The organism is Streptomyces sp. NPDC059679, assembly GCF_042734105.1.
Taxonomy (GTDB): Bacteria; Actinomycetota; Actinomycetes; order Streptomycetales; family Streptomycetaceae; genus Streptomyces.
The window spans coordinates 35,103-59,553 of record NZ_JBHWES010000051.1 but is presented as its reverse complement, the minus strand read 5'-3'; the positions used below and the strand labels follow the sequence as shown (position 1 = coordinate 59,553).

Sequence of the window (24,451 nt, the reverse complement as noted above, 5' to 3'; positions counted from 1 at the left end):
CCCCTGGACGGTACAGGGAGAGGGGTTCACTCAAGATCTCGTAGATGTCTGAGTCCAGGAAGTAGTCGAATGGTACCCCTCACCGGATCGAACTTGATCTTTGTCCCCTTGTTCAGAATGTGGTCCACCACATCCAGCGTCGTAGGTGGACGGCCGGGCCCACTTCCGGCGACACGTTCGGCAGCATGTGCTGAGAGCGTTCGGCCACCCGGAGTGGTCAGTCTTGGGACGTGGAGGCCGATTTCCTGCCGGTGGGAGAAGACGCAGTCATAGGGAACCAACTCCCCCCGAGGCGCCGAAGGCGAGGGCTCCGGAACCATGTATGGAGGCTTCTTGGGTGCGAGGCCGTCTGGATCTACCCAGTTGTGCGGGTTGTGGACGTAGGTGGTGGGGTTGGGTGCGGGTGCCAGGCCGAGGGGGTCGGGGGTGAGGTATCGGGCGGTTTCGGGGTCGTAGTGGCGGTGGAGGTTGTAGTGGTGGCCGGTTTCCAGGTCGTGGTACTGGCCGGGGAAGCGGAGGGGGGTGTAGGCGGTGGCGTCGGGGTTCCAGGTGGTGGTGCCCCAGAGCGTGGTGCGGGACTGCCAGGTGATGTGGCCGGTGTCGTCGAGGAGGTGGGTGGGGGCGCCGATCAGGTCGGTGATGATCGCGTAGAAGCGGGTGTCGATCTCTTCCTGTGGGGTCTCGGCGCCGGGGGCGTACTGGGTGGTCTGCGTGAGAGGGGTCAGCCCGCTTTCGTCGTGGTCCCAGGTGAGTGTCTGGGTGCCGGGCCAGTTTGTTGAGGTGGTGGTCTGCTCGATGAGGGTGGTTTCGTGCCAGGCGAATCTGACTTCCTCAGCCACCGAGCCGTCTGGGGCGAAGCGTTGTTTCGCTGTGCGGCGGCCGAGGGGGTCGTAGCGGTAGCACCAGGTGGTGCCGTCGGGGGTGACCACGTGGGTGAGGTGGTCTTGGGTGTCCCAGGTGTAGCGCCAGGTGTCGGGCTTCTTCGACAGGCGGGGCTTCTGGCGCAGCGTGATGCGCCCGGCGGCGTCGTGTTCGTAGCGGGTGGTGCCCGCGGTCCGGATGCGGGTTCCGGTGTAGGTGCGAGCGCCGGTCGAGGCCGCGCCGGGGTGGGTTGCGGGCCATACGGCGTGGGTCTGGTTGCCCGCGGGGTCGTAGGAGTAGGACTCCTGCCAGGTGGCGGCTTGTACGTGCGTGACGCGGCCGGCCGGGTCCAGGGTGTAGCGGCTGGGGCCGGTGGTGGTGTCCTCGCAGGCGGTGAGGTAGCCGTCTTGGCGCCAGGTGTAGGTGCGCCGCAACAAGGGCGCCTCTTGCGGGCCTGCGGTGTAGGACTGGCCGATGAGGCGGTTGGCTGGGTTCCATGCCTGGGTCAGGGACAGTCCCCCGGTCCACCTCCGTTGGGTGACGCGTCCTGATCCGTCGTGGGTGGCGGTCAGCCCTCTGCCCGCGGTCGTCAAGGTGGTGCGGTTGCCTGCCGCGTCGTAGGCGTATGTGGTTCGGGCGCCTGCCGGTGTGCGGCGGGAGGCCGGCTGCCCTGCTGCGTCGTAGGTCAGATGTAAGGTGTGGCCGTCCACGGTTTCGGACAGCATGCGGCCCGCAGGATCGTAGGTGCGGGAGAGGTTCGTGTCGGGGCCGGTGGCTCGGAGAAGTTCCCCGGCCGGGCCCCAGTGAAAGTTCGAGATCCTCCCGGCCACGTCCTGGGCCACCATGCGGCCCAGCGTGTCGTAGGTGTGGCCGGTGGTGTGGCCCAGCGGGTCGGTACGCGAGACGAGTTGGCCCGCCGTGTCGTGCTGGTAGGCCACCGTACGGCCGTCGAAATCTGTCTCCGATAGCAGCCGTCCGGCCGGGTCGTAGGCATAATCCCACGTCAGGCCCTGGGGGTTGGTGACCTGGGTCAGTCGGGCCTCGGCGTCGTAGGTGAAGGTATAGCGGGCCCCGTCCGGGTCGGTGCGAGCGGTGAGCAGGTCGAGGTGGGTGTACTCACAGCGCGTCACTCCACCGATCGGGTCCGTATGGGACAGGCAGTTGCCCTCGCCGTCGTATGTCCAGGACTCCGCAGCCCCGTCCGGGCCGGTGCGGCGCAGGAGTTTGCCTTCGGGGCTCCATATGTAGTGGGTCACCGCGCCCAGTGGGCCGGTCTCGGCCACGATGCGGCCGAACGCGTCCCGCTGGTAGAAGGTGGTGGCTCCCAGCGGGTCGGTGATTTCGATGGGGAGCCCGGCCCCGTCGCAGCGCACCCGGGTCGTCGTGTCCAGCGGGTCGGTGACGGCGAGCAGGCCCCCGCGCGCGTCGTAGAGGTAGCGGGTGGTGGCGGTGAGCGGGTCGGTGAGCGTGGTTCGGTTGCCCGCCGTGTCGAAGGTCTGCCGCCACACCGCGCCGCCCGGATCGGTTATCTGTACCGGGTTGCCCTGTCCGTCGAGCACCGCGCTGATCTCGCTGCCGTCCGGGCGGAGCACGGCCGTCAGATGCCCGCGCTCGTCGTAGCGCCAGCAGGTGGTGCGGCCCAGCGCGTCGGTCTCGGCGACCGTACGGCCGTCCTGGTCGTACACGGTGCGGCTGACCGCGCCGACTGCGTCGATCTGCCCGACGACCTGGTGGGCCTGGTCGGTCAGACCGGGAGGTGCAGCAGGGCGTACCCGAAGAGAGCTTCGGGGGCGGTCCGGCCCTGGCGTTCGGTGGCCGGCGCGACATCGGGCTCGCGCCGCCGGCCCAGGCGGGACCGGTGCAGATCCCAAATCCACGCGAGGGCAAGGCAACCCAGGATGATCCACAGGCCCCAGTCCGCGGCCAGCCTCTCGCGCCACTCCATCGCGGTGTGGTTGCGTGGGAAAGCCGCAGCGTAATTGTTCACCCAGTGGATCGCCACCGCCCCGGCCATCGGCACCAGCGCCGCGGCCCGGGTCAGTGCGCGGGCACCACACCACAACAAACCCACCGCCAGCCCGCCGAGCGCGCTGGTGAAGATGTGTACCTCATAGGGGAGTACCGGCCCACCGACGCCAGTGGTGCCGGTTGGTGAGGGAAACCAACTGCCGAGGATCTGTCCGAGACCGGGAACGTACGGGTGGTCGGTCAAGCCCTTCGCGATCAGCCAGCCCCCCTCGTCCAAGGGAAGGGCCTTACCCCCGGCCTCGGCATACATCAGAAGCTGTTCCAGCAGACCGAACCCCGCTCCGGCAGCGCCGCCCAGCACCACGAAGTCCGCCAGCCCCCATTGCATCCGCCCGCGCAGCGCCCACCCCGCGACCACCAGCGGTGCGACCTTGATCAGCTCCTCCACCACCGGAGCCGTCGTCCATGACACCACATCCATGACGCCCGCCAGCGAACTCTCCCTCGCGGTCGCCAACTGACGTGCCACCACAAGCTCCAGCAGCCCCGAGAGCACACCGCAGCCATACACACCCACCCCGAAGACGAGCAGCACCGTCGGCCACCGCACCGTCCGCACCGGCCACGACAGCAACAACAGCTGCAGCACAGCCCATACCGACGTAGCAACCATCCAGAACGCCACGCCCCGCAACCCCCTCCAACGCCGCTGCAGACCCGTCACGCCAAGTCGAACCGTCGTCACGCACAAGATGCCTTTTGGCACGCCGTACACGGACCCTCGGTCTTCGTGTTCGACAGGGTAGGTGAGACGGCCTTTCCGTCGCAGCAGGCAGACAGGACTCGGCGGTCTGCCCCAACCCGGCACACCCACCGGGGACAGCCGCACAGTTCTCAGTTCGGCCAGGACTCGACCGAGGACGATCTTGCTCAGCCCAGGAAGCTCAGCCGCACCTGGCCGTCGGGGTTGTCCTTGTTGGTGTCCGCCAACCTCCGCAAAGACAACCTTCAGCGAAGGCGCGCACTTGCCCGGCGAGGGAGCCACCGCCACGTCTCCGCCGAGCGCCCCCGCCCGCCGCTGGTAGGTGGCGATCAGGGAGGTCGGCACGGGCGAGCCGCCGCAGGAGAGCATGCGCCGAGGGACAAGGGCGAGGCGAAGACATAAGACGAGCAAAGCACGCGGAGGTCACCGGCAGGCCGGGATGAGGGTGAGAGGGCTCAGTGGAGGGGCTTGACGTGAGGGGAACAGAAGCGAGGAGAAGACGTGCAGCCTGAACGTGTGTCGGAACTCGCGGATCTGTTGTCGCGCGCGCGTAGTGCCAGGGCGGGCATGGGCAACGCCGTCCTGGTCCGGTCCGACTCGGGAATGCACTGTTCCGCACTCCTCGGCGAGGTGGCCGAACGTGTGCGGCGCTTGGGCAGCACGGTCCTGAGCCTGTCGTGTTCTCCTTCGGACGCTCACAGTCAGTCAGCCGTCGTCCGCCAGCTCAGGGCCGCCTCGCTCAAGGTCGCCGGCAGGGATGAAGACATCGAGGGCGAGGAACCGCTCAGCGGGATACCCGAAGGCACCGGCCCGTTCGACCATCAGCTCTACGAAGTCCTGTGGGAAGGCTTCACGCAGGGCGCCCGCCGGCATCCGCTGGTCGTCATCGTCGATCACATCCAGTGGATGGACGAAACCTCGCTGCGCTGTTTCGGCTTTCTGGTACGCCGCCTGAACAACCTGCCGGTCTTGCTGATCCTGGCCTACCGTACGGACGAAACCCCGGTCGGCCGCACGCTGATCGACGACATGTCCAAGTGCGACCGATGCCAGTCCCTCACCCTCAGCCCGCTCTCCCCGCACAGCGTGCGCGACGTGGTCCAGACCGCCTATTCCGGGCAGAGGTGCGATGACGAGTTCGTGCAGGCCTGCGCCGAGGCCACCCACGGGCGCCCCTCCCTCCTGGAAAAGCTGCTGGCGTCCCTGACCGCCGACTTCGTGCCCCCTCGGGCGTCACAGGTCGAGCGGGTGCGGCGATGCGGTGAACGGCTGCAGGCCGAGGCCGCCGTCGACCGACTGCTGCGCCAGCCCGCCGCCCTCCAGGAGGTCGCCGAGGTCGCCGCGGTACTCGGCGAAGAAGGCGATTGTGCGGTGATCGCGGACATGCGGGACCTGTACGGGGACACGATCTGGGGACTCACTGCGGAGCTGACCCGAGTGGGGGTCTTTCGCGCGACGGGCACCCCCGAGCGCTATCGCTTCAGCAATGCCGAGCTCAGGAAGCTGATTCACCGGGACATGTCCGCCGATGCGCGGCGCGCGTTGCACATGCGGGCCGCCCGGCGGCTGAACGATCTGGGAGCGCCGCTGCCGCAGGTCGCCGAGCACCTGCTGCAAGCCGACGTGGCCGAGGACGCGTGGGCGTGCGGTGTCCTGAAGAACGCCGCAGACGACGCCTTGAAGGCGGGCGCCCCCAAAACGTGTGCCGAGTACGCGTGGCGTGTGCTCCGGGACTGGATTCCGGAGGCGGAACGCGCAGAGGTGCTCTGGCTTCTGGGCCGCGCCGAGGTGCTCTTCGCGCCCGCGGCCGCCGACCGCCATCTGGACGAGGCAGTCCGTCTCTTCTCCGATGCGGAGCGCCAGGCGGCGGCGATCGTGGAACGCGCCCACGCACGGACCCTGCGGCAGGGCAGTGCCGAGTCGGCTCTGCGTCCGCCCCGTACCGTGCTGGCCCATGTCGACGAAAAGGCGTTCGCCGAGCTCGCCGATACGGAACTGAGTCTGAGCCTGCAGTCCCTGACCAGTACGGTCCCTGCCGAGGGAAGGGGGGCAGTCCCAGAGGCGCTCGACCGTCCCGCCCTGAGTCGCACACTCGGCGTCACCCCTGGCGAGCGGGGACTGCTGGCAGCCATCGCCGGCGATCTCGCCTGCAGGTCCGAGCCCCGCGACGTCCCGCTGGAGCTGGTGCGGCGGGCGCTGGCGGGCGAGCGGCCGGCTGACAGCACTTCGATGGTGCTGCTGCTGCGATGTATCACCGTACTGACGTGGGCAGGGCATCTGCGTGAGGCCCAGCGCTGGGCCGATCACATGCTGACCGGAGCGCTGCACCAGGACGCGCTCTTCCCCCGGGTGATCGCTCATTGTCGGCGCGCCGAGATCGCAGTGCGGATGGGAGATCTGCCCCTGGCGCTCACCGAGGCCAAGGGGGCGCTGACCCTCACCACTGCCCATCATGAGGTGAAGAGCTGCCATGCCGTCGCGGTGACCGAGGTCGCCAGGGTGCGCGGGGCCATGGGTCACTACGAGGAGGCCGTCGGCCTCCTGCAAGGACTCCACGACCTGCCCGCAAGCGCCCTGGGCATTCGGGGTAAGTTCCGCCTGCACTCGGGTGACCTCCGGGGCGCACTCGCCGACCTGATGGAGTGCGGGCACCGGCTGGAGGCGCTGGAGATCGTCAACCCCGCTCTGAGTGCCTGGCGCGGCTTCGCCGCGCTGGCGTGGAAACGGCTGGGAAACGACGCGGAGGCTTGTCGGCTTGCGGAAACGGAGGTTGGACTGGCCCGGCGCTGGGGCAATCCCGCGGTCATCGGCCAGTCGTTGCGCTCACTGGGGGAAGTGAGCTCGGGGGCGGCGGCGGAGCGCGCGCTCGCCGAGTCCGTGTCCCTGCTCGAGCAGACCGACGCCCGGCTCCAGCTGGCGCTTTCACTCGTCGCGGCGGGCCAGGCGCAGGGGCGCAAGGGCTCTCTCGCACATGCCCGGCAAGCGCTGCACAGGGGAATGCTGCTCGCCGAAGAGTCGGGCGCGCAGTCGCTCACCGCCGAGGCGCACAAATCGCTGCTCGCCTCTGGGGGACGGCTTCGGCGCACTCCGGTGTCCGGGCTCCCGGCCCTCACCCCGGCCGAGCGTCGCATCGCCATGCACGCTGCCCGGGGGAGAACCAACAAGAGCATCGCCGATCTGCTGCACATCACCCCGCGCACCGTTGAGGTCCACCTCACGCACATCTACAGCAAATTGTCCATACCTGGACGGAACGCCCTTCCCGGCGCCCTCGGCGCGCTCTTGCGCCATGAGTGCTGAGGCGTGCACCCGGTCCTGACGGCATGCGGCTCCGGGCGCGGCCGGGCTGCGTCTTCCCGGCCCGGCACCCCACAGGCCGCACCCACCCTGGACCCCAGGGTGGCGGGGCACTTACGGGCTGGTCGGTGGACACTTCCGGGCCTACCGGCGTCCCACCACGGCGAATCCCAACAGCAGGACGAAGCCGTCACCGGCCACGAAGCTCTGCCAGGCGGTCATCGCGCGGAGATACGCCGTCATGCTGACCGCGCCCCGCTCGACCAGCGGCAGCAGCCGCTCCGGGGACAATTGCGGCGCCAGGGCCGCAAGCCCCACTTCGTCGCTGGTATAGGCGAACGGTCGCACGGTCACGTCCGTGTAGCCGGCGTCCCTGAGCACGCGGGGCAGTCGCCGGGCGATGAGCCGGTCCCCTCCGTCCGCGGACTGCGCCGCGCCGAGTGCGCGGTACGCCTCTTGCGACAAGCCCGACAGGTCGGGCTCCGCCGTCCCCCACAACCCGGCATCGATGTCGATCACGGCAAGGTGCCCGCCCGGCCGCAGGACCCGGCGCAGCTCTCGTGCCGCCGCGACCGGCTTCCTCAGGTGCTGGAAGACGTACCTCGACAGCACCAGGTCGAACGTCGCATCCGCGAACGGCGTGTCGCCGATGTCGCCCAGGAACAGCTCCGGCCCCGCTCCGGCTGCCCCGCGAGCGCGCGCCCGGTCCAGCAGTCCGGGGTGCACGTCCAGCCCGACGACGCGAGATCCCGGCAGCGCGGCGCTCAGTTCGGCGGTCACCGCGCCGCTTCCGCAGCCCGCGTCCAGCACCGCCCCACCGCCGGAGGGCGCCAGCGGCTTGAGGACTCGCCACTCGTGAGCCCAGGTCAGCGTGGCCTGGCGGTCCAAGCGCTCAATCTCCTGCCCGAATCCGCCCAGTTCCCTTTCGGGGCAGTAGCTACGAGCGCCTGGCGTCACCGGCTGTCCCGCCTCACCCATGGCGCCGCTCCACCCGCATCAGCAGACCGTCACGCGGACGTAACGTGACCAGCGCCTCGGGGACGACCGTGGTGCCGGGTGCCCGAGTCAGCCGGAGCCGCTGCAGGACGACCGTGAGTACGAGCATCGCCTCCGCCGTGGCGAAGGCCTGCCCGATGCAGACCCGGGGGCCACCGCCGAACGGCAGGTACGAGTGGCCCGCTCGGCTGTGCCGGCGTTCGGGCCGGTACTCCTCGGGCGCCTCCCAGTACTCCGGATGCCGGTGCAGCGTCCAGGGGCTGATGCACACCAGCGTGCCGGCGGGGATACGGAGCCCGCCGAGGAGGTCGTCGTGCACTGCGAGCCGGGAGATCAGCCACACCGGCGGGAACAGGCGGACAGCCTCGTCGAGACACTGCCTGGTATAGACCAGATCGGGCAGGTCCGCGGCGGTCGGCAGCCGGGTACCCACGACCCGGTCGATCTCGGTTCGAACCCGCACTGCGTGCTCGGGGTACCGGTCGAGCAGGTGGAGCGTCCAGCTGAGGGCCTTCGCGGTGGTCTCGTGACCGGCCATGACCATGGTCAGGACCTGGTCGTGCAACTCCTTGGCGGAGAGGGCGTCGCCGTGCTCGTCCCGGGCGCCCAGCATCGCGTCCAGCAGGTCCCCGGGGTGCCCATGGGGGCCGGTCAGCCGCCGGGCCCCGATCATGGTGCCGACCACCCTGTCCAAGAAGCTCTTCGCGCCCGCGTACGCCCGGAGCCGGGCCCGGAAGTCCTCGTCCTCGGGCGGGGTCCCGTCGAAGTGCCCGATGAACCGGTTGATGTCGTCGACCGCCTGCCCGAAACCGCGGCCGCCCGCCGTCAGCTCGGAGCCGAGCAGCGCGGAGGCCACCACCCGCAGGGTGAGTGCCGTGAAGTCGTGGTCCACACGGACGGCCTCGCCCCGGTCGGCCGCCTCGCCCCAGGCAGTGGCCAGGTCGAGAGCCGCCTCGACCATCAGGCCGTCGAACGACTCGACCGCCAGGCGCCGGAAGGATGGCGCGCACAGTCGCCGCTGCCGTTCCCACTGCGCGCCGTTGCTGGTGAGCAGCCCTTTTCCGAGCAGAGGAGTCAGCATGAAGTCGTCCGGCGTCCCGGCCTTGGTGTAGTTGGTGTAGTTGTCCTTCAGGATGTGCCGGGCGAACTCGGGCGAATTGGCGAACCACACAACCTGGCCGCGGGTCTGATGGCTGCAGAGGTCGCCATACTCGGTGACCAGGTCCTGCAGAAAGGTGAGCGGATCCGCGCGTATGCCGACCAGTTCCAGGTCCTCCGCCGGCCCTGGGGGGCGGTCGTCGGAGCCGGCCGTCGGGATGGCGTCGGACATGGAGCGGCGGGGCATGACAAGTCTCCTTCGGAACAGCAGGTCGGGGATCGTGCGCCTGGGCACGACCTGTTGTGGCTCGCGGTACCGGGCGCCGGCAGACGACTTGGGGCCGTGGGCCGGCGCCCAAGGCGCCGCGGGTCGCATCCGCTTTCTGCAGCGACCCTCGCGCCGACGTCCGCCGCGTCGGTTCCCAACGGCGACGTACTGCCCGCTGCCGACCAGCAAGGCGATCGCCCGGCCGGAGAAGGGAGCCCGGACGGTCTTGGCGGCTCGGCTGGGCCAGGCGCACGGGGCTGTCCAGTTCGTCGGGTTGGCGCAGGTTCTCCAGTGCCTTAGGCCGGAACTACATCGCTGCCCTCCTTTCCACGGCTGCCGAGCAGGAACTCGCCGACGGTCGACTCACTCTCCCAGGACACCCCGGAGGCGACGGCGAAGGCGTCGGAGTCGCCGCCGCCGAGCCCGCAGCCCGCGAGCCCCATTGCGGTGGCGACGCTGTACATCACCTGGTAGAGGACCCCCACGTGTTTGAGCACCAGGGCGTAACCCATCGAGGAGTACTTCCACATCACCCTCCCGAAGCGCGCCGTAATCAGCAGCGTCACCTGCGGCGGTGAGGACATCTGCGCGGTCGCGCGGGACATGTCGGCAAGGCGGGTCAGTGCCGGCCCCGGCTCGGCGACCAGTTCCAGCCGGTGTTTCTCGGGGTCGTAGTGGTACAGGCCCGGTTCCACACCGTCCACCTGGTGGATCAGCGGATAGACCTCAAGTTCATATGCCCGGCCGCCGGACGGGTAGGGCCGGTCGCCCAGTTCCTGCGATCCGTCGTCATACGTGCCCCGGTTTCGTGCACTCCGGTACAGGAACTCGCCCAGTTGCCCGGCCGTGAGCGGCGCCGAGCTGTCGTGCAGCCGTAGCGACTGTCGGTCCTCCAGCACCTCGGTGAGGGTGCGGTCGCTCGCGCGCAGCGCCTGCAGGTCCGCCCGGGGCAACTCCACCGAGCGACCGTCGAAAGGCGGCCGGACCGAGGGCAGCGGCTCGGCGAAGCCCTTGGCCCAGTACGTGCCGCCGTACGGCAGGTCGTGGCGTCCGACGCGAGTACGGCTGTGGAACCACAGCTCGTGCGGCGACCACTGCGCGAAGCGGAAGCCTTCCTCGGCGGCGCCGCTCCGCGGAACCAGAAAGCCGTGCCGGGCCAGGGCGCTCAGCAGCGCGGGGACCGCTTCAGGCCAGTCAACCGGGTGGGTCCGCGCACCCGCGGGGTCGCGGGGAGCCGGCCCCGGACCCCGCTGTGTGGGCAGCGAGCCCAGCAGACCGACGAGCGCCGGATCGTGCAGTTCGGCAGCGACGTGCGCCAGCGGCGACTCCAGCACCATGCCCGTGCCATCGGCCCGCAGCACGGCGAAGCGGGACATCCGCAGCTCGGCCGGGTCGCCGTCATGCCTGAGAACGGGCGGAACGACGGGGCCGAGCGGACGGAAAGTCAGCACAGCCGACCCCGCGACCGCCAGGGTGGTGGAGAGCCAGCCGCCAGCCCTCAGCCTCTGCAGCAGCTTGGGCATCTTGAGCATGCCGAGCTCGCCCTCGTGGCTCTGGACGACGTCCAGCAGCTCGTCACTGCCGACCCGTCTGGCGGCGAGCAGTTCCATGGCCGCCGTCAGTCCGGGTGTCAGAGCACCCAGCGAGGTACCGCGCTGCCCGATGAAGATCTGGGTCGCGCCGCTGGCGACGGGGACGATCCGAGCGCCCGGGTGAAGCCGCAGGAGTTCACCGACACGCGCCGGACCGCGAGCGGGTGGGGGGTTGCTGATGGCGCCGTAAGGATCGGGACCAGTCATGTCACCTCCAGGGAGATGCGTTGAGGAAAGCCCTGTCACGGGGCAGGAGCGTGATGTCCAGGCCGCTGCGCGGGCGGGGTGTCCACTCGGGGGCGAGCGGGTGGGGACGGATCAGAAGAAGACGCTTCGCGGGTTCATCCGGTCCTCGGCGGTTGCCGCAGACAGCCAACCCAGTTCCACTGGTACGGCGTAGAGTCGGCCCGGACCCAGCCGGCGCCAGAAGTGGCGCATGCCCGGGACCATGACCTTGGCGACCTTCAGCTCCAGGTCGGGCAGGCTCTGGTCGAGGACGATCACTTCGAGGCCGGCCTTGCCCACCCGCTCGACACCGTTACGGATGTCCTTGGCCAGGTCACCGGAGAACAGGCCGGAGTAGCTGTCGGCCGAGGTGGTGGGGAGGTTCGTGGACGGAACGACCCAGGGGTCCTGGGCAACCGTCACCTGCTGCAGCCACTCGAGCGTGTCCGGGTCGTCCTCCCAGTAGTCGGTGGACCCGTCCGCTTTGCGGTTGATCACCGCCGGCAGGAACTGGTTGACCTCGGTCAGGGCCCGCAGGACGGCGATCCGCACGTCCAGGTGCGCCCCAAACCCCAGCAACACGTCCTCCACCGGGTGGTCGACCCGGTGCGAGACCGCGGCGAAGGTGGGGATGCCCAGGTCGGTGGTGAGGTCCACCACCGCCAGGCTGCGGTTCATGCCGGCGTAGAAGTCGCGAAGGGTGTCGATGTACGGCTCGTGCAGGCTGTCGAGATCGAAGCCGGGCCGCAGCGCGCGGTTGTACCACCACAGGCCGACTGCGTCGCGCTCGCAGAGTTCATAGAACGCCTGCAGGATCGCCTCTTCGAGGGTGTTCCCGGCGGCGTTGCCGTTGCCGTCGCTGAAACAGTAGAAGTGGTCCGCCAGGTCGGGGTGGCCGAACCAGGCGTATCCTGCCGGCACCAGCCGCTCCCGGTCGTGCGTCAGCGACCACGCCGCCGTCCAGTCGATCTCGCGGCCGGTGTCGAACGGTTCCGGCACGATGTGCAGCCGACCCGCGCCGTTGTGGTTCCATTCCTCCCGGCCGGCGTACTGAGCCTCGGAGTACAGCAGCAACTCGTTGGCGTGAACCGCCAGGTCGGAACCGAGCGCGTCGAAGCTGGCCCGGCGGGTGGGGCGGTCGTTTCGCCACACTCCCGAGTACCGTTCGATGGCCTCGCACATTCCGCTGACGCGGGCCTGGATGTCGGTGCGGCCCTTGCCACCGCTCTGACCGCGCAGGTTGCGGCGCAGCATGGCGAGATTGTCGCCGGGCATCGCGAAGTTGTGGCCGGCCGAGTAGCTGTAGGTGACGCCGTTGTCGACGTCATTGAGCAGCCGCAGGGAGCTGACGGCGCCGGTCAGTCGGCTGACGTGCTTCTGCAGCCGCTTGTAGGTGTCGTCGGGGCGCATCGTCCGGTGCCCGCCGTCCGCGCTGAACCGCACGGCCTGCTCGGTCAGTTCGATCCGCGGGGCGACATGCAGGACCGAGGGGTCTCCACAGCCGGGACACTGCGGCCGCCGGATCAGCTCGTGGCGTTCGGTCCGCATGGTCGGGACATGCACCGAGACCAGGACTCCCCGGTAGTCGGACGCCTCTGCCCCGATGATGCCGGCCACGGCACCGACGACCATCTGGGCCGAGAGTCCCCCCGACCAGGGAGACGTCGCCAGAGAGGTGAGGAGCGGAGCTTCGTCGCCCCGCTTGCGCTGGAGGTACGCCTCCACCTGCCGATTGCCTTCCAGCCGTTGGGCCAGGCACTGCCAGCATCCAGTGACGTCCGGCACCAGGTAGGGGCCGGTCCAGACATCGGCGCCGTGGGGCTTGGCCAGCAGCCAGGGTATGCCGGCACCGCGCAGGCGGGCGTCGACAGCGGCGAGTTCGGGGTTGCAGTAGTCGTCGGCGAGCACGATGGCCAGGGTCGGAGCGGAGGCACCGGCTGCGGCGGCGGTGACCGGCCGCACCTCGATGCCGGTCGTCCGCAGCGCGGCCACCACCTCCGCTTCGTCCACCGCACCCACCGAGGTGATCTCCACCTGGGCCTCGTCCAGCCGCCGGGTGGCCTCGGCGGCGTCCACGCCCTGGGCCTCCCAGAAGGCCACCGAGGCACGGTCGGTCCCGACAGGACCCTCGGCGAGGTGGTTGAAGCGCTGGAACTTGCTGATGGCGAAGACGACTTCACCCAGGGTAAACCGGTCGGAAAGCTTCTGGGCTATCTCGGCGATCGCGTGGGTCCCGTCCAGGAAGGGCGCCACCTCGGCAACCGCCTTTCCTTGGACCAGATAGTGGCCTTCCTCCGACACCAGGAAGACCCGATCCGGGCTGACGACCTGCGGGACAAGGTGTGCCTTAAAGCGAGGCAGATCCACTGCACCCTCCAAAACCATCTCGATGTGGTCCGACACTCTATTACCCGCCGGGATAGGTAAAGCAAGGAATTCAGAACGCCCGTCAGTATTCTTTCGGCACTCCTCGACTGCACCTGCCGGATGGCCTTCTTATCTATAGGGGGTCCTCCCGCTATCCTTGCGGGCCACTCGCCTCCGACCGCCCTGAGCTGCAATAACGGCATGGGGAGGCAGGTTCTGTGGATACGGGTGAGGCTCCAAAAAGTTCCGGACCACAATTAAAAAGATGGCAGTTGACTTACAGGCGGGCGACTCTGAATGATTTCCACGTCCACCCGAAGCCGACTTGACAGAATCGACAAGCAATAAGGAGGACCCATGGAGCCCAGAGAGAGGTCGGCATTCGTCAGCTCTTACACCAAGGTGCTGACGAATGCCTGGTCGGACAATGACTACGCGACACGACTGGAGACGGAACCGCGCGCCGCACTGGCCGAGCAGGGCCTGGAACTGCCGACGGACGCAACCGTGAAAATCATCCGGAACATGGAGGGCGATCCCGACCTGGAGGCCCAGGTTGCCCTCTGGGAAGCCGGCAAGACGACCGGTGTCTACGAGCTGAGGGTACCCAACTCACCCCAGCTCGAGGACCGTGAGCTGTCCGAGGCCGACCTGAAGGGCGTATCAGCCAGCGACACCACCTACTGCTGCTGCTGCTCACCGTGCTGCTGCTGCACCTGATCCGATGGTGGACCGCCTGAACCCGCCGGCAGGGCTCAGCCCGTCCTCTGCCGCGACTGGACGGCGCCAAGTGCACCTGGTCGAGATGACCGTGATGCCCGGCGTCCGCTACAGCACCGTGCTGGGCTACCTGCAGGCCGCCGCCGAGGCGGCCCCGGACCTCGCTGAAGCCTGTTCCTTCACCAAACACGTGTACATGCAGGGCGGGGACGCCTTCGAGGCCGCCTGCGCCAAGGTGCTGGGCGCGCTGGAGAATCCGCTGGCGGTCGCCTTCACCGTCTACTTCTGGAACCGGCCCAGCACGCTTGAACTGGCCCGGCGGGTCAAGGAGCGCTGGCCCCGCTGCCGCATCGTGATCGGCGGAAACGATGTGACGCACCAGCAGGTGGTGTTCACCGAAGCGCCCTGGGTCGACGTCCTCGTCCACGGCGAAGGAGAGTTACGCTTCCGCGACCTGCTGCGCGTATTCCTGCGCCATGAGGAGCCGATCAACGCCGACGGCGAGTTGGCGGCCCTGCCCGGCATCAGCTACCTCTCCGCCGATGGCGAGGTGGTCACCACCCCCGAAGCCCCCCGGATCGCAGACCTTGGCGAGTTGCCCTCGCCGCTGCTCGGGAACACCTGGACCGACGAGGACATCGCGCAGTCCCGCATGCTGGTGTACGAAACCAACCGGGGCTGCCCCTACTCCTGCGCCTTCTGCTACTGGGGCGGGGCCACCAACTCCAAGGTCCGCCAGTTCCCCATGGACCGCATCCAGAAGGAACTGGAGCGCATCGTCCGGATCGCCGCCAACGGCACCCAACTGTTCATAGCCGACGCCAACTTCGGGATCGTCGCGCGCGACGTGGACATCGCACGCCACATCGTGGAACTGTGCCGGCGCCACAACAAGCGGCTGCTGGTGATGACGAACTGGGCGAAGAACACCAACGGCCGTGTGGTGGAGATCGCGGGGATCCTGTACCGGGCCGGGCTGACCGGGGCCATCACTCTCTCGGCACAATCCTTCGACGCCAGGGTGCTGCAGATCGCCAACCGCCGCAACATCCGGGTCGACAACTACCGTCGTATGCAGATCCAGTTCCGGGCCCAGAACATCCCCACCTACACCGACCTCATCTGGGGCCTGCCCGGCGAATCCCGCGCCACCCACCTGACCGGGATCGAGGAGGCGATCGCCTCCGGGGGCTCACCCGTCATCTACCCTCTGCTGCTGCTCAACAACACCGACTACACGCACGACCGCTTCCGAGACGATCACGGTCTGCGCACCGGGTACATGCCCTGCGACCCCGGGAACACGGACCTGATGGCCGATGTCGTGATCGAGCACTCCCGGATGACGTTCGAAGACTGGCTGAGTGGGATGGCCTTCCGGATCCCGCTGACGCTCTTCCACAAGTGCCTGCTCCGCTCGACCTTGAGAGTCCTCGCCGAGATCTCCGGCGTGCGCACGGTGGACCTGGTGGAACTGCTCGGCCCGTTCCTGCGCGAGGGGGGTGGGGACGACCCCTTGATCTCCTTCCTGATGGCCGACTACACCCGTGCCTGGCGGGAGCCCGCCAGCTTCAACCGCGACCTGCTGTACGGATACGTCGGGCGCCCCGTGATCCACGAAGAAGTCCACTACCAGGCAATTCTCCGGCGCATGGTGGGCGATGAGGGCCGTGCCGCCCACTACGCCCGGGCAGCCGTGGACTTCCTGTACGAAGCGCTCATGCCTCAAGGGCGCCCACTACCGGACCGCGCCGATCTCGGCATGGTCACCGACTTGGACCTGGCGGCGGCAGCCGTGTTCCGGGCAGGGATCCACGGGAAGGCGGAGCAACACGACCTCGCCCTGCCGGAAGCGCTGTTCGACCTGCTGAGGCGTTACGGCGACGTGCCGGGCGGAGCTCCCGCGGCGGTTTCCAGCGAAAATCTGGTACATGTCCGGATCGAGGTGCCCGAGTCGAGAACGCGGTACCCTTTCAGCGCATACGCGCTCTCGGTCTGGCACGGCAGCGGACGGCCTCTCCACGATGTCGGCATGCGCCTCGAGGTTCACGACCACCGGACGGGGAGGTCAGCACCACCGCCGGAATCGCCGTGGTCATCGTCGGCGGAGTGCTCATCAGCGTGATTTACACCGCCACCAGGGGCGGCCGCGCCGCGGACGCCACACCGCGCCGCGCCCGTCGGCAGCGCAACCGCCGCTGAGGCGACACGGCCGGGAGACACTGGCGCACCAGGTCCGCCAGCCGCTCTCCGCCGCCCTGGCCAGGCGGCCTGTCACCGCCGGGCCCCTGTGTGTCGCACGCGTCACCCCTGCGACTGGTCCGCCTTCGAATCCACCACCTCACTGGCCGGGGACCACTGGTCGAGAGCATGCATCCGTCATTGACGCGGCACCAGTCGATGAGCAGGTCAGGTGGGCTGGGACGGCGTCGCCGGCATCGAAAGCCGTCGCAAAACTGCTCCGTTCCGAGCCCCCACGGCGCGGAGATTCGGCGGGCACACCCCGGACGATCTCACTCAGCCCAGGAAGCTGAGCCGCACCTGGCGGTCGGGGTTGTCCTTGTTGGTGTCGACGAGGCATACGGACTGCCAGGTGCCGAGCGCCATCCGGCCGCCGATGACCGGGAGCGTGGCGTGCGGGGGGACGATCGCGGGGAGCACATGGTCGCGGCCGTGGCCGGGGCTGCCGTGGCGGTGGTGCCAGCGGTCGTCGGCGGGCAGCAGAACGCGCAGCGCGGCGAGCAGGTCGGTGTCGCTGCCCGCGCCCGTCTCCAGGATCGCGATACCGGCGGTGGCATGGGGGACGAAGACATTGAGCAGCCCGTCCCGGCCCTGGCTCACCTCCCTCAGATACGCCTCACACTCGGCCGTGAGATCGGCGACCCGCTCGGTGGAGCCCGTGGTGATCCGAAGGATGTGGGTGCGGAAGGTCTGGGTCATGGCCCCATCCTCGTACGTCCGCCCGTAAAACCGCCGCAACAAAGGTCCGAGTGGCAAGACGCCATTGACCGGATCCGGACGCCCTCGCTACGTTCAAGGGCATGTCTACGTCAGCTTTGCTCACCACGCGCGGTCATATCGACCTGCTGCGGGTGGCCTCCGCCGCGTGTCCCGGCGGCTGCTGATCCTGTCACGACGTCGCGCGTAAGGACGCCTGCGCCGACGCTTCTTACCGCTCGCTGAGCTTTTCCTCCCGCGCGTTCTCAGCGCGTTCCCTCACCTTTCCCGCTTCGCCCACCCCGTTTGTGGAGCCTTCATGTCCCCGGTTCTCGAACCGGTCGTTCCGCTGTCCGCGCGCCGCCGCACCGTGCCCCGGTGGCTGCGCCGTACGACCGGTCCCCTCGTCCTGCTCATCGCCTGGCAGGTGTGCAGCGCCACCCGTGTGCTGTCCCCCGACACCCTCGCCTCCCCCGGCACCATCGCCCGTACCGCTTCCGACCTGATCGGGGACGGCACCCTGCCGCACGCCATGCTGGTGTCGGTGCAGCGGGTGCTGGTCGGGCTGCTGATCGGCGCGGTGGCCGGGGTGTCGCTCGCCCTCGTCTCGGGGCTGTCCCGGCTGGGCGAGGACCTGGTCGACGCGACGGTGCAGATGCTGCGCACCATTCCCTGGGTCGGGATGATCCCCCTGTTCATCATCTGGCTGGGCATCGGCGAGGCGCCGAAGATCGCCCTCATCGCGCTCGGTGTGACCTTCCATCTGTACCTGAACGTCTACGCGGGCATCCGCGGGGTCGACGCCCAGCTGATCGAGGCCGGAACCTCACTCGGGCTCGGCCGCTGGGGGCTGGTCCGCCATGTGGTGCTGCCCGGGGCCCTGCCGGGGGCGATGACCGGGCTGCGGTACTCGCTCGCCACCGCCTGGCTGGCGCTGGTCTTCGGCGAGACGATCAACGCCGACGACGGAATCGGCTTTCTGCTCAACCGGGCCCGGGAGTTCTTCCAGACCGATGTGATCGTGGTCTGCCTGATCGTCTACGCCGCGCTCGGTCTGCTCGCCGATTTCATCGTCCGTACTCTTGAGAGGCTGCTGCTGCAATGGCGACCGAGCTTCACGGGCAAATAGGCCCGGTCGAACAGAATCCGACCGCCGACGCCCACGCCGACCCCGCCGCCGTACGGGTGCATGGGCTGACCCGGACCTTCGACGGCCGCGCCGTGATCGACCGGCTGGAACTGACCGTACGCCCCGGCGAGTTCGTCGCCCTGCTGGGCCACAGCGGCTGCGGCAAGTCCACCCTGCTGCGCATTCTCGCCGGGCTCGACCGGGAGATCGAGGGCGAGGTGCTGGTGCCGCGCGCCAAGGCGGTGGCGTTCCAGGCGCCGCGGCTGATGCCGTGGAAGCGGGTCTGGCGCAATGTGCTGCTGGGGCTGCCCGGCCGCCCCGGGCGGGCGGTCGCCGAGCGGGCGCTGGTTGAGGTCGGCCTCGGCCACCGGTCGACCGCCTGGCCCAAGACGCTGTCCGGCGGCGAGGCCCAGCGCGCCTCGCTCGCCCGCGCGCTGGTGCGCGCGCCCGATCTGCTGCTGCTCGACGAGCCGTTCGGCGCGCTGGACGCGCTCACCCGCATCAAGGCGCAGCAGTTGGTCGCCGAGCTGTGGCAGCAGCGCGGCTGCGCGGTGCTGCTGGTGACGCACGACGTCGAAGAGGCGCTGCTGCTCGCCGACCGGGTGCTGGTCATGGACCACGGCGTGATCGCGTACGAGCGGGAGATCGGCCTGGACCGGCCGCGCGACATCTCCGATCCGCGCTTCGCGGAGCTGCGCACCGAACTCCTGGACCGGCTGGGCGTGGCGGCTCCCACGGCGACTCCCACAGCGGCTACCACGGCGTCGCCCGCCACGGCGGGTACCACGGCGGCTCCCACGGCGTCGCCCGGCACATCGGCCGCGCCATCGCCCCGTAAGGCCGCATGACACCCCCGGCATCGCCGACGCACCACATCGACACCCCCCGCGCCATCCGAACCACCCTCACGAACGGATCTGCCGATATGAGACGGCGTATCGCCCCGGCCCTGCTCCTCCCCTTCGCCCTCCTGCTGGCCGCCTGCACCGCCACCTCGTCCGCCGACGACTCGGGCGGTGCGGGCTCGAACACCGACGGCAAGGGCGATCTCACCTTGCGGGTCGGCGACCAGAAGGGCAACGACGAGGCGGTGCTGCGCGCCGCCGGCGAGCTGGACGACCTGCCGTACAAGATCCGGTGGTCGACCTTCACCTCCGGGCCGCCGATCCTGGAGGCGGTGAGCGCCAAGGCGGTGGACATCGGCGGGGTGGGCAACACTCCGCCGGTCTTCGCCGCGGCCGCCAACTCCAACATCAAGGTGGTGGCCGCCAAACACGGCACCGCCGACGGCGAGACGATCCTGGTGAAGAAGGGCTCGCCGCTGAAGAAGGTCGCCGACCTCAAGGGCAAGTCGGTGGCCGTCGCACAGGGCAGTTCGGCGCACTACCAGCTCGTCGCCTCGCTCGCGAAGGCCGGTCTGTCGATCAAGGACGTCAAGGTCACCTTCCTCCAGCCCGCCGACGCGCTCGCGGCCTTCACCCGCGACAGGGTGGACGCCTGGGCCATCTGGGACCCGTACACCTCACAGGCGCTCCGGTCGGCGGAGGCCCGCATTCTCACCACCGGCCAGGGCGTGGTCAACGGCCTCAACTTCCAGGTCGCCAACCCCTCCTCGCTCGACGACAAGAAGAAGGCCAAGGCGATCGGCGACTACCTCAAGCGGCTGCGCCGCGCCCAGGACTGGGTCTACAAGCACCCGGAGGCATGGGCCAAGATCTGGGCGAAGGAGACCGGGCTGCCGTACGAGGTGGCGCTGGACTCGGTGAAGCGGACCAACGGCACCCGCGTGTACGTGGCCGTCGACAAGGACGCCATCGCCTCGGAACAGAAGATCGCGGACACCTTCGCCAAGCTGAAGCTGATCCCGCGCCGCTTCGCCTTCGCCGATTACGTCGACACCCGATTCAACGCCGGTCAGCCGCCCTCCAGCACGGCACCGCGCAGTTACGGAACGGCTACGGAAAAGACCGAGCCGACAAAATGAGAATTCGGAATTCACCCGTCAAAGAAAGTCCATAGATTTATCCGGGAAGAATTCTGTTAACGTGCCGTCATGAAGTCGCAGCCCGTGGCGGAGGGGCACGCCGACCCCGCTCGGCGTGCCCGTCGCCGTGTCCGTAGCGCCGGCTCCGAGGGGCCCGTATTCGTCGATTCCTCGGGTCGCAGGGCCCGTCTGTTCCGGCGGGTCGGCGTGGTCGCGGGAATCGCCTCCGTCGGATACGCCACGGTGCTCGCGGTGGCCATCATGGGCGGCACTCCCTTCGCCCCCGAAACGCTGATCCCGGGGAGCTCGGCGACTTCCAAGGAAAGCGAGCAGTCCAATAAGGGCCGTTCCCACAAGGGGAATTCGGGATCAGCCACCCCGTCCCTCGGCCCTTCGACCGCCACGAACGGCGCCGCCGTCACCGCGCCCACCGCCCGGCCGTCGCCCTCCGTCGAGAAGCCCACGGCCACGGCGAGCGGGCGAGCCTCCTCCTCGGCCAAAGCCACGGCCACGGCCACCACGACCACGTCTCGCCACACCTCCGGGCCGTCCGGTACCTCCTCGGCCTCGTCTTCGGCATCGTCCTGGGAGCCGCCGAAGGCGACCCCCTCAGCATCCGCCTCGCCCAGCCCCACCACCACGGACACCCCCGAGGACGGCGCGACGAGCGAGCCGGGGGCCGTCGGCTGACGTTGCGGCCCGGGTACGGGCCCGCCGCCACGGCTCAGTCGGTGAAACGGCCCGGGATCACGATCCCGGTCTCGTAGGCGGCGATCACGGCTTGGACGCGGTCGCGGAGTCCGAGCTTGGTGAGGATGTTGCTGACATGCGTCTTCACGGTGTGCTCGCTCACCACCAGGGCCGCCGCGATCTCCGCGTTGGACAGGCCGCAACCGAGCAGCCGCAGTGTCTCCCGCTCGCGGGCAGTGAGCACGTCCAGTCGTTCGGTCCGCGGTGGTGGCACCACCGCGCCGGAGGTGAAGGCGGCGATCAGGGTGCGGGTGACGGAGGGGGCGAGCAGCGAGTCGCCGGCCGCGACCATTCGGACGGCGTGCACGAGGTCGTCCCGCCGCACGTCCTTGAGCAGAAAGCCGCTCGCGCCCGCGCGCAGGGCGTCGAAGAGGTAGCCGTCCTGCCCGAAAGTGGTCAGCATGATCACCCGGCAGGCCGTCTCGGCGCAGATGATCCGGGCTGCCTCGATACCGTCCATCCCCGGCATCCGGATGTCGAGCAGGACGACATCGGGGCGGTGCGCGCGGGCGGCGCCCACCGCCTCGAACCCGTCGCCGCTCTCCGCGACGACCTCGATGCCGGGCTGCGCGGCCAGGATCATGGCGAAGCCGGCGCGGACCAGTTCCTGATCGTCGGCCACCACGACACGGATCGTCATGACGCCACTCCGATTTCCGGGGCGGCCACGGGCAGCCGCGCTCTCACTTCGAATCCCGGGAGTCGGTCCGCCCGAGGGCCCGCCGTCGCGGTCCCGCCGCAGGCGGCGGCCCGCTCGCGGATGCCGATCAGGCCGTTCCCGCCGGACGGCAGGTTCGCTCCCGCGCCACGGCCGTTGTCGGCGACGAGGATCTCCAGGTCGTTTTCACGCCAGCGGAGCCGTACCTCGGCGCGGTCCGCTCTGGCGTGCTTGACGACGTTGGTCAGGGCCTCCTGCACGATCCGGTAGGCCGCGACACCACAGTCGGCGGGCAGTGGACGTGACTCGCCTTCGGTGGTGCAGCGCACCTCCACGCCGGCTCGGGCGACCTTCCGGGTGAGCTCGGGCAGGTCGTGAACCGTCGGCTGCGGAGCTCGCGTGCCCTCCTCGTCCCTGAGCACGGCGAGCATCCGGCGCAACTGGTCCAAGGCCTCGCGACCGGTGCCGGCGATCGCGCCGAACGCGGCCGCGGCGCGGGCGGGGGCCGTGTCCAGCGCGACCGGGCCCGCCTCGGCCTGGACGACCATGAGGCTGATCGAGTGGGCCAGTACGTCATGCATGTCCCGGGCGATGCGTGCGCGTTCGCGCTCGGCGGCGCGTTCCTCGGCCGCCCGGCGTTCGCTTTCGAGGCGGACAGCGCGTTCGGCGAGAACGGCTGCCTGGGCACGGGACCCGGCCGAGGCCCGGCCGAGCGCATAGGCGGCGACGTACAGCACGACGCCGCGGGTCGCGGTGTCCAGCGAGCCGACTGTGGCGAGGCCGCCCGCACACATTCCCAGGAACACGGGTATCCGAACCCGGGACGGGCAGACGGACGCCACCCCGTACAACGCGATGAGGACCGCGTACCACAGCGGCTGTGGAGCGACCGGGTCGGTCAAGTCGTAGAGGACGGAGAAGGCCGCGCAGACCAGCAGGACCGCTACCGGAGCGCGCCGCCGCGCCGCCAGCGGGAGTGACGCCCCGGCCACCGCGACATAGCCCCACCAGTGCCAGGGGCGCCCACTGTCGCTGTGCCGGAACAGCAGAGGTGAGAGCTGGGCGGCGGCGACGACGATGGCGAGCCCCGCGTCCGACCACGACGAATCCACCAGACGGCGAAGCGGTGGGAAGACAGGCAGCGCGGACACGAGGGTGCATTCTCCCACGGGAGGCGTTCGGCGGGACCTCAGGCATGCGCCGTGGCGCCACGGGCGACGCGGCGGGCGAACGGCGCCAGGCCGGCGAACAGCAACACGCCCGCGACCGGCAGCAGATCGAGCCCGGCCGGCAATACCAGCGCTCCCGTCACGACGGGCGCCGCCTGCCATGCCGGAACGGCACGGGCCACCGCGAGCTGACAGCACACGACAACCAGGCCGAGGAAGAACAGCACTGGTCCGACCGTGTAGACGACCATGTCCATCCCGGGGACCTTGATGACGTCGGAGAACATCGCCCGCATGTCGTCGTGGTCGGTGGCCAATGCCCCGATGACGATGTCGACGGCGATCTGGACCACGCTGCAGGCGGTGCCGGCGAGGGCCGCGGCGACCGTCCACGTAGCGAACCTGCCGCCGCCTGCCAGCCGTCGCAGGTCCAGGAACACCGGGACGAACAGCAGCAACGCGGCGAGGAAGGCCAGGTGACCGGTCATCCAGGCGAGACCGGGGCCGCGCTCGCCGTCCAGACCGTCCAGGATGCGGATGAGCCCGTAGACGATGACCAGGAGCGGTGCGGCGATGAAAGCGAGGGGTTTTCTCATGCCGACGATCATCATTGCGACGGGTGTTGCCGCACATCGCCGACGTGACCCATCTCGGTTCTCCCCCGGACGAGGGAGGTGGACGACGGAGCCGCGCGACGCTCAGCCCAACGCCTTCCGTATGTTGCCCCGCAACACCTCCACATCGCTGCGGACCGCCGCGTACGTGTCCTCGTGCCGCTGGATGTCCGCGCGCTGACGCTTGGCAAGGGCGGCCCACCACACGCCGAGGGTGTTGTGCTCCCGCTTGCACTCGACGTCGGCGACGGCCGTGGCCACTTCCCGCCGGGTTTGGGGGGTGTTGCCGTCCTCGCCTCGCCGCCACCCCTTGTCGCTGTACGCGGCCATCGGATCCGCGAACCGCTTGCCGCCCTTGTCCACAACACACTTCGACCAGGTGGCGAAGGCCCGGCGCACCTGCCGGTCCTTCTTCACCGCCTTCTGCAGATCGGCATCGTGTGTGGCGGGAAAGGTCCACATGCGCCTGGAGTCCGCGACGCCCTTGAGCAGTTGATTGTTCGCCCGCCCCGAGCACCCCCGCTCGGAGGACTTGCTCCCTTTCGGGGTGGCTCCGTTGCTGGACATGCCGTACAGGGCCGCGAACTCCGCTTGGGTCATCGCCCGTCCGGTCGGCTCCAGGGCCTTACGGAGCCTCGGCTCCCAGCCGTAGCCCCACCGCTTGGCGTGGTCGAGGTCGAATGCGCCCAGCGATGTCGGCAGGGCGGTGATGATCAAGCCCTTTGCCGTGGTGGAAGCGGAAGAGGCCGGAGGCTTGGGATCGGCGGGGAAGTCGGTGAACCCGAGGCGGATCATGCACCTCTGGGCCAGAAGGCGCTGCGCCTTGCCGAACCGCTTGCTTTCCTCGGTGTCGAGCCGGTAGCGGTCGAGCGGGAGGTCCGGCAGGTCCTTTTCCTCCTTGACCTCCGGCACCCCCTTCGCACCGGGCGACGCGGGCCCGTCCGCGCCGGAGCCGCAGCCCGTCACCGCCGCCGCGCTCAGAAGGGCGGCGGCCCACCGCCGCGTACGACTCGACACCCGCGCAACCATCGAACACCCTCCCCGTATGCCCCACC

General features: G+C 69.4%; 19 protein-coding genes. 8 read left to right on the top strand and 11 right to left on the bottom strand.

The window, feature by feature from the left end:
* Positions 1-26 precede the first annotated feature (26 nt).
* Complete coding sequence (locus ACFV2X_RS38730; RefSeq protein ID WP_385625949.1) at positions 27-2,609, bottom strand: RHS repeat-associated core domain-containing protein; 2,583 nt, start codon at positions 2,607-2,609, stop codon at positions 27-29.
* Positions 2,606-3,514: a PrsW family glutamic-type intramembrane protease gene (locus ACFV2X_RS38725; protein WP_385625908.1), complete on the bottom strand. Its 909-nt coding sequence runs from the start codon at positions 3,512-3,514 to the stop codon at positions 2,606-2,608. The genes ACFV2X_RS38730 and ACFV2X_RS38725 overlap by 4 nt, the downstream gene beginning before the upstream one ends.
* Positions 3,515-4,093: 579 nt before the next feature.
* Between ACFV2X_RS38725 and ACFV2X_RS38720 the strand changes: the two genes are divergently transcribed.
* Positions 4,094-6,892: a helix-turn-helix transcriptional regulator gene (locus ACFV2X_RS38720; RefSeq protein WP_385625906.1), complete on the top strand. Its 2,799-nt coding sequence runs from the start codon at positions 4,094-4,096 to the stop codon at positions 6,890-6,892.
* Positions 6,893-7,033: 141 nt separating this feature from the next.
* On the opposite strand, the gene ACFV2X_RS38715 is transcribed toward ACFV2X_RS38720, so the two are convergent.
* The 4 genes from ACFV2X_RS38715 to ACFV2X_RS38700 form a co-directional block, all read right to left on the bottom strand.
* Positions 7,034-7,867: a methyltransferase domain-containing protein gene (locus ACFV2X_RS38715; RefSeq protein WP_385625904.1), complete on the bottom strand. Its 834-nt coding sequence runs from the start codon at positions 7,865-7,867 to the stop codon at positions 7,034-7,036.
* Positions 7,860-9,230: a cytochrome P450 gene (locus tag ACFV2X_RS38710; RefSeq protein WP_358707603.1), complete on the bottom strand. Its 1,371-nt coding sequence runs from the start codon at positions 9,228-9,230 to the stop codon at positions 7,860-7,862. The genes ACFV2X_RS38715 and ACFV2X_RS38710 overlap by 8 nt, the downstream gene beginning before the upstream one ends.
* Positions 9,231-9,547: 317 nt before the next feature.
* Positions 9,548-11,050, bottom strand: a complete 1,503-nt coding sequence (locus ACFV2X_RS38705) for a SagB family peptide dehydrogenase (protein WP_385625901.1) — start codon at positions 11,048-11,050, stop codon at positions 9,548-9,550.
* 111 nt (positions 11,051-11,161) lie between these two features.
* Positions 11,162-13,435 carry a TOMM precursor leader peptide-binding protein gene (locus ACFV2X_RS38700; RefSeq protein ID WP_385625899.1) on the bottom strand — a complete coding sequence of 758 codons (2,274 nt, stop codon included), beginning with the start codon at positions 13,433-13,435 and terminating at the stop codon, positions 11,162-11,164.
* Positions 13,436-13,792: 357 nt separating this feature from the next.
* On the opposite strand from ACFV2X_RS38700, the gene ACFV2X_RS38695 reads away from it, so the two are divergent.
* Together ACFV2X_RS38695 and ACFV2X_RS38690 are read left to right on the top strand one after the other, a co-directional pair.
* Complete coding sequence (locus ACFV2X_RS38695) at positions 13,793-14,155, top strand: hypothetical protein (protein ID WP_385625897.1); 363 nt, start codon at positions 13,793-13,795, stop codon at positions 14,153-14,155.
* Positions 14,156-14,225: 70 nt separating this feature from the next.
* Positions 14,226-16,280 (top strand): radical SAM protein, encoded by a 2,055-nt coding sequence (locus ACFV2X_RS38690; RefSeq protein WP_385625896.1) that lies wholly within the window; start codon positions 14,226-14,228, stop codon positions 16,278-16,280.
* 392 nt (positions 16,281-16,672) lie between these two features.
* Here the strand turns inward: ACFV2X_RS38690 and ACFV2X_RS38685 are convergent, their stop codons facing one another.
* On the bottom strand, positions 16,673-17,095 hold the full coding sequence (locus ACFV2X_RS38685) for a YjbQ family protein (protein ID WP_385625895.1): 423 nt from the start codon (positions 17,093-17,095) through the stop codon (positions 16,673-16,675).
* 101 nt (positions 17,096-17,196) lie between these two features.
* On the opposite strand from ACFV2X_RS38685, the gene ACFV2X_RS38680 reads away from it, so the two are divergent.
* The 5 genes from ACFV2X_RS38680 (at position 17,197) to ACFV2X_RS38660 (ending at position 20,895) form a co-directional block, all read left to right on the top strand.
* On the top strand, positions 17,197-17,280 hold the full coding sequence (locus tag ACFV2X_RS38680; RefSeq protein WP_358647469.1) for a putative leader peptide: 84 nt from the start codon (positions 17,197-17,199) through the stop codon (positions 17,278-17,280).
* Positions 17,281-17,411: 131 nt separating this feature from the next.
* Positions 17,412-18,221, top strand: coding sequence for an ABC transporter permease (locus ACFV2X_RS38675; protein ID WP_385625893.1), 810 nt, complete (start codon positions 17,412-17,414; stop codon positions 18,219-18,221).
* The gene (locus tag ACFV2X_RS38670; RefSeq protein WP_385625892.1) at positions 18,194-19,069 is read left to right on the top strand and encodes an ABC transporter ATP-binding protein; all 876 of its coding nucleotides are present in this window, start codon (positions 18,194-18,196) and stop codon (positions 19,067-19,069) included. Before ACFV2X_RS38675 ends, ACFV2X_RS38670 begins: the two co-directional genes overlap by 28 nt.
* Before the next feature lie 77 nt (positions 19,070-19,146).
* Complete coding sequence (locus ACFV2X_RS38665; protein ID WP_385625891.1) at positions 19,147-20,205, top strand: ABC transporter substrate-binding protein; 1,059 nt, start codon at positions 19,147-19,149, stop codon at positions 20,203-20,205.
* A gap of 69 nt (positions 20,206-20,274) precedes the next feature.
* The gene (locus ACFV2X_RS38660; protein ID WP_385625889.1) at positions 20,275-20,895 is read left to right on the top strand and encodes a hypothetical protein; all 621 of its coding nucleotides are present in this window, start codon (positions 20,275-20,277) and stop codon (positions 20,893-20,895) included.
* A 34-nt stretch (positions 20,896-20,929) separates the two neighbouring features.
* On the opposite strand, the gene ACFV2X_RS38655 is transcribed toward ACFV2X_RS38660, so the two are convergent.
* The 4 genes from ACFV2X_RS38655 to ACFV2X_RS38640 all read right to left on the bottom strand — a co-directional run bounded on the left by ACFV2X_RS38655 (position 20,930) and on the right by ACFV2X_RS38640 (position 24,413).
* The gene (locus ACFV2X_RS38655; protein ID WP_385625887.1) at positions 20,930-21,595 is read right to left on the bottom strand and encodes a response regulator; all 666 of its coding nucleotides are present in this window, start codon (positions 21,593-21,595) and stop codon (positions 20,930-20,932) included.
* Positions 21,592-22,764: a sensor histidine kinase gene (locus ACFV2X_RS38650; RefSeq protein WP_385625885.1), complete on the bottom strand. Its 1,173-nt coding sequence runs from the start codon at positions 22,762-22,764 to the stop codon at positions 21,592-21,594. The genes ACFV2X_RS38655 and ACFV2X_RS38650 overlap by 4 nt, the downstream gene beginning before the upstream one ends.
* A gap of 38 nt (positions 22,765-22,802) precedes the next feature.
* Positions 22,803-23,378 carry a hypothetical protein gene (locus ACFV2X_RS38645; protein ID WP_385625884.1) on the bottom strand — a complete coding sequence of 192 codons (576 nt, stop codon included), beginning with the start codon at positions 23,376-23,378 and terminating at the stop codon, positions 22,803-22,805.
* A 102-nt stretch (positions 23,379-23,480) separates the two neighbouring features.
* A complete protein-coding gene (locus ACFV2X_RS38640; protein ID WP_385625882.1) occupies positions 23,481-24,413 on the bottom strand; it encodes a hypothetical protein in 933 nt (310 codons plus the stop codon).
* Between the last annotated feature and the right edge of the window lie 38 nt (positions 24,414-24,451).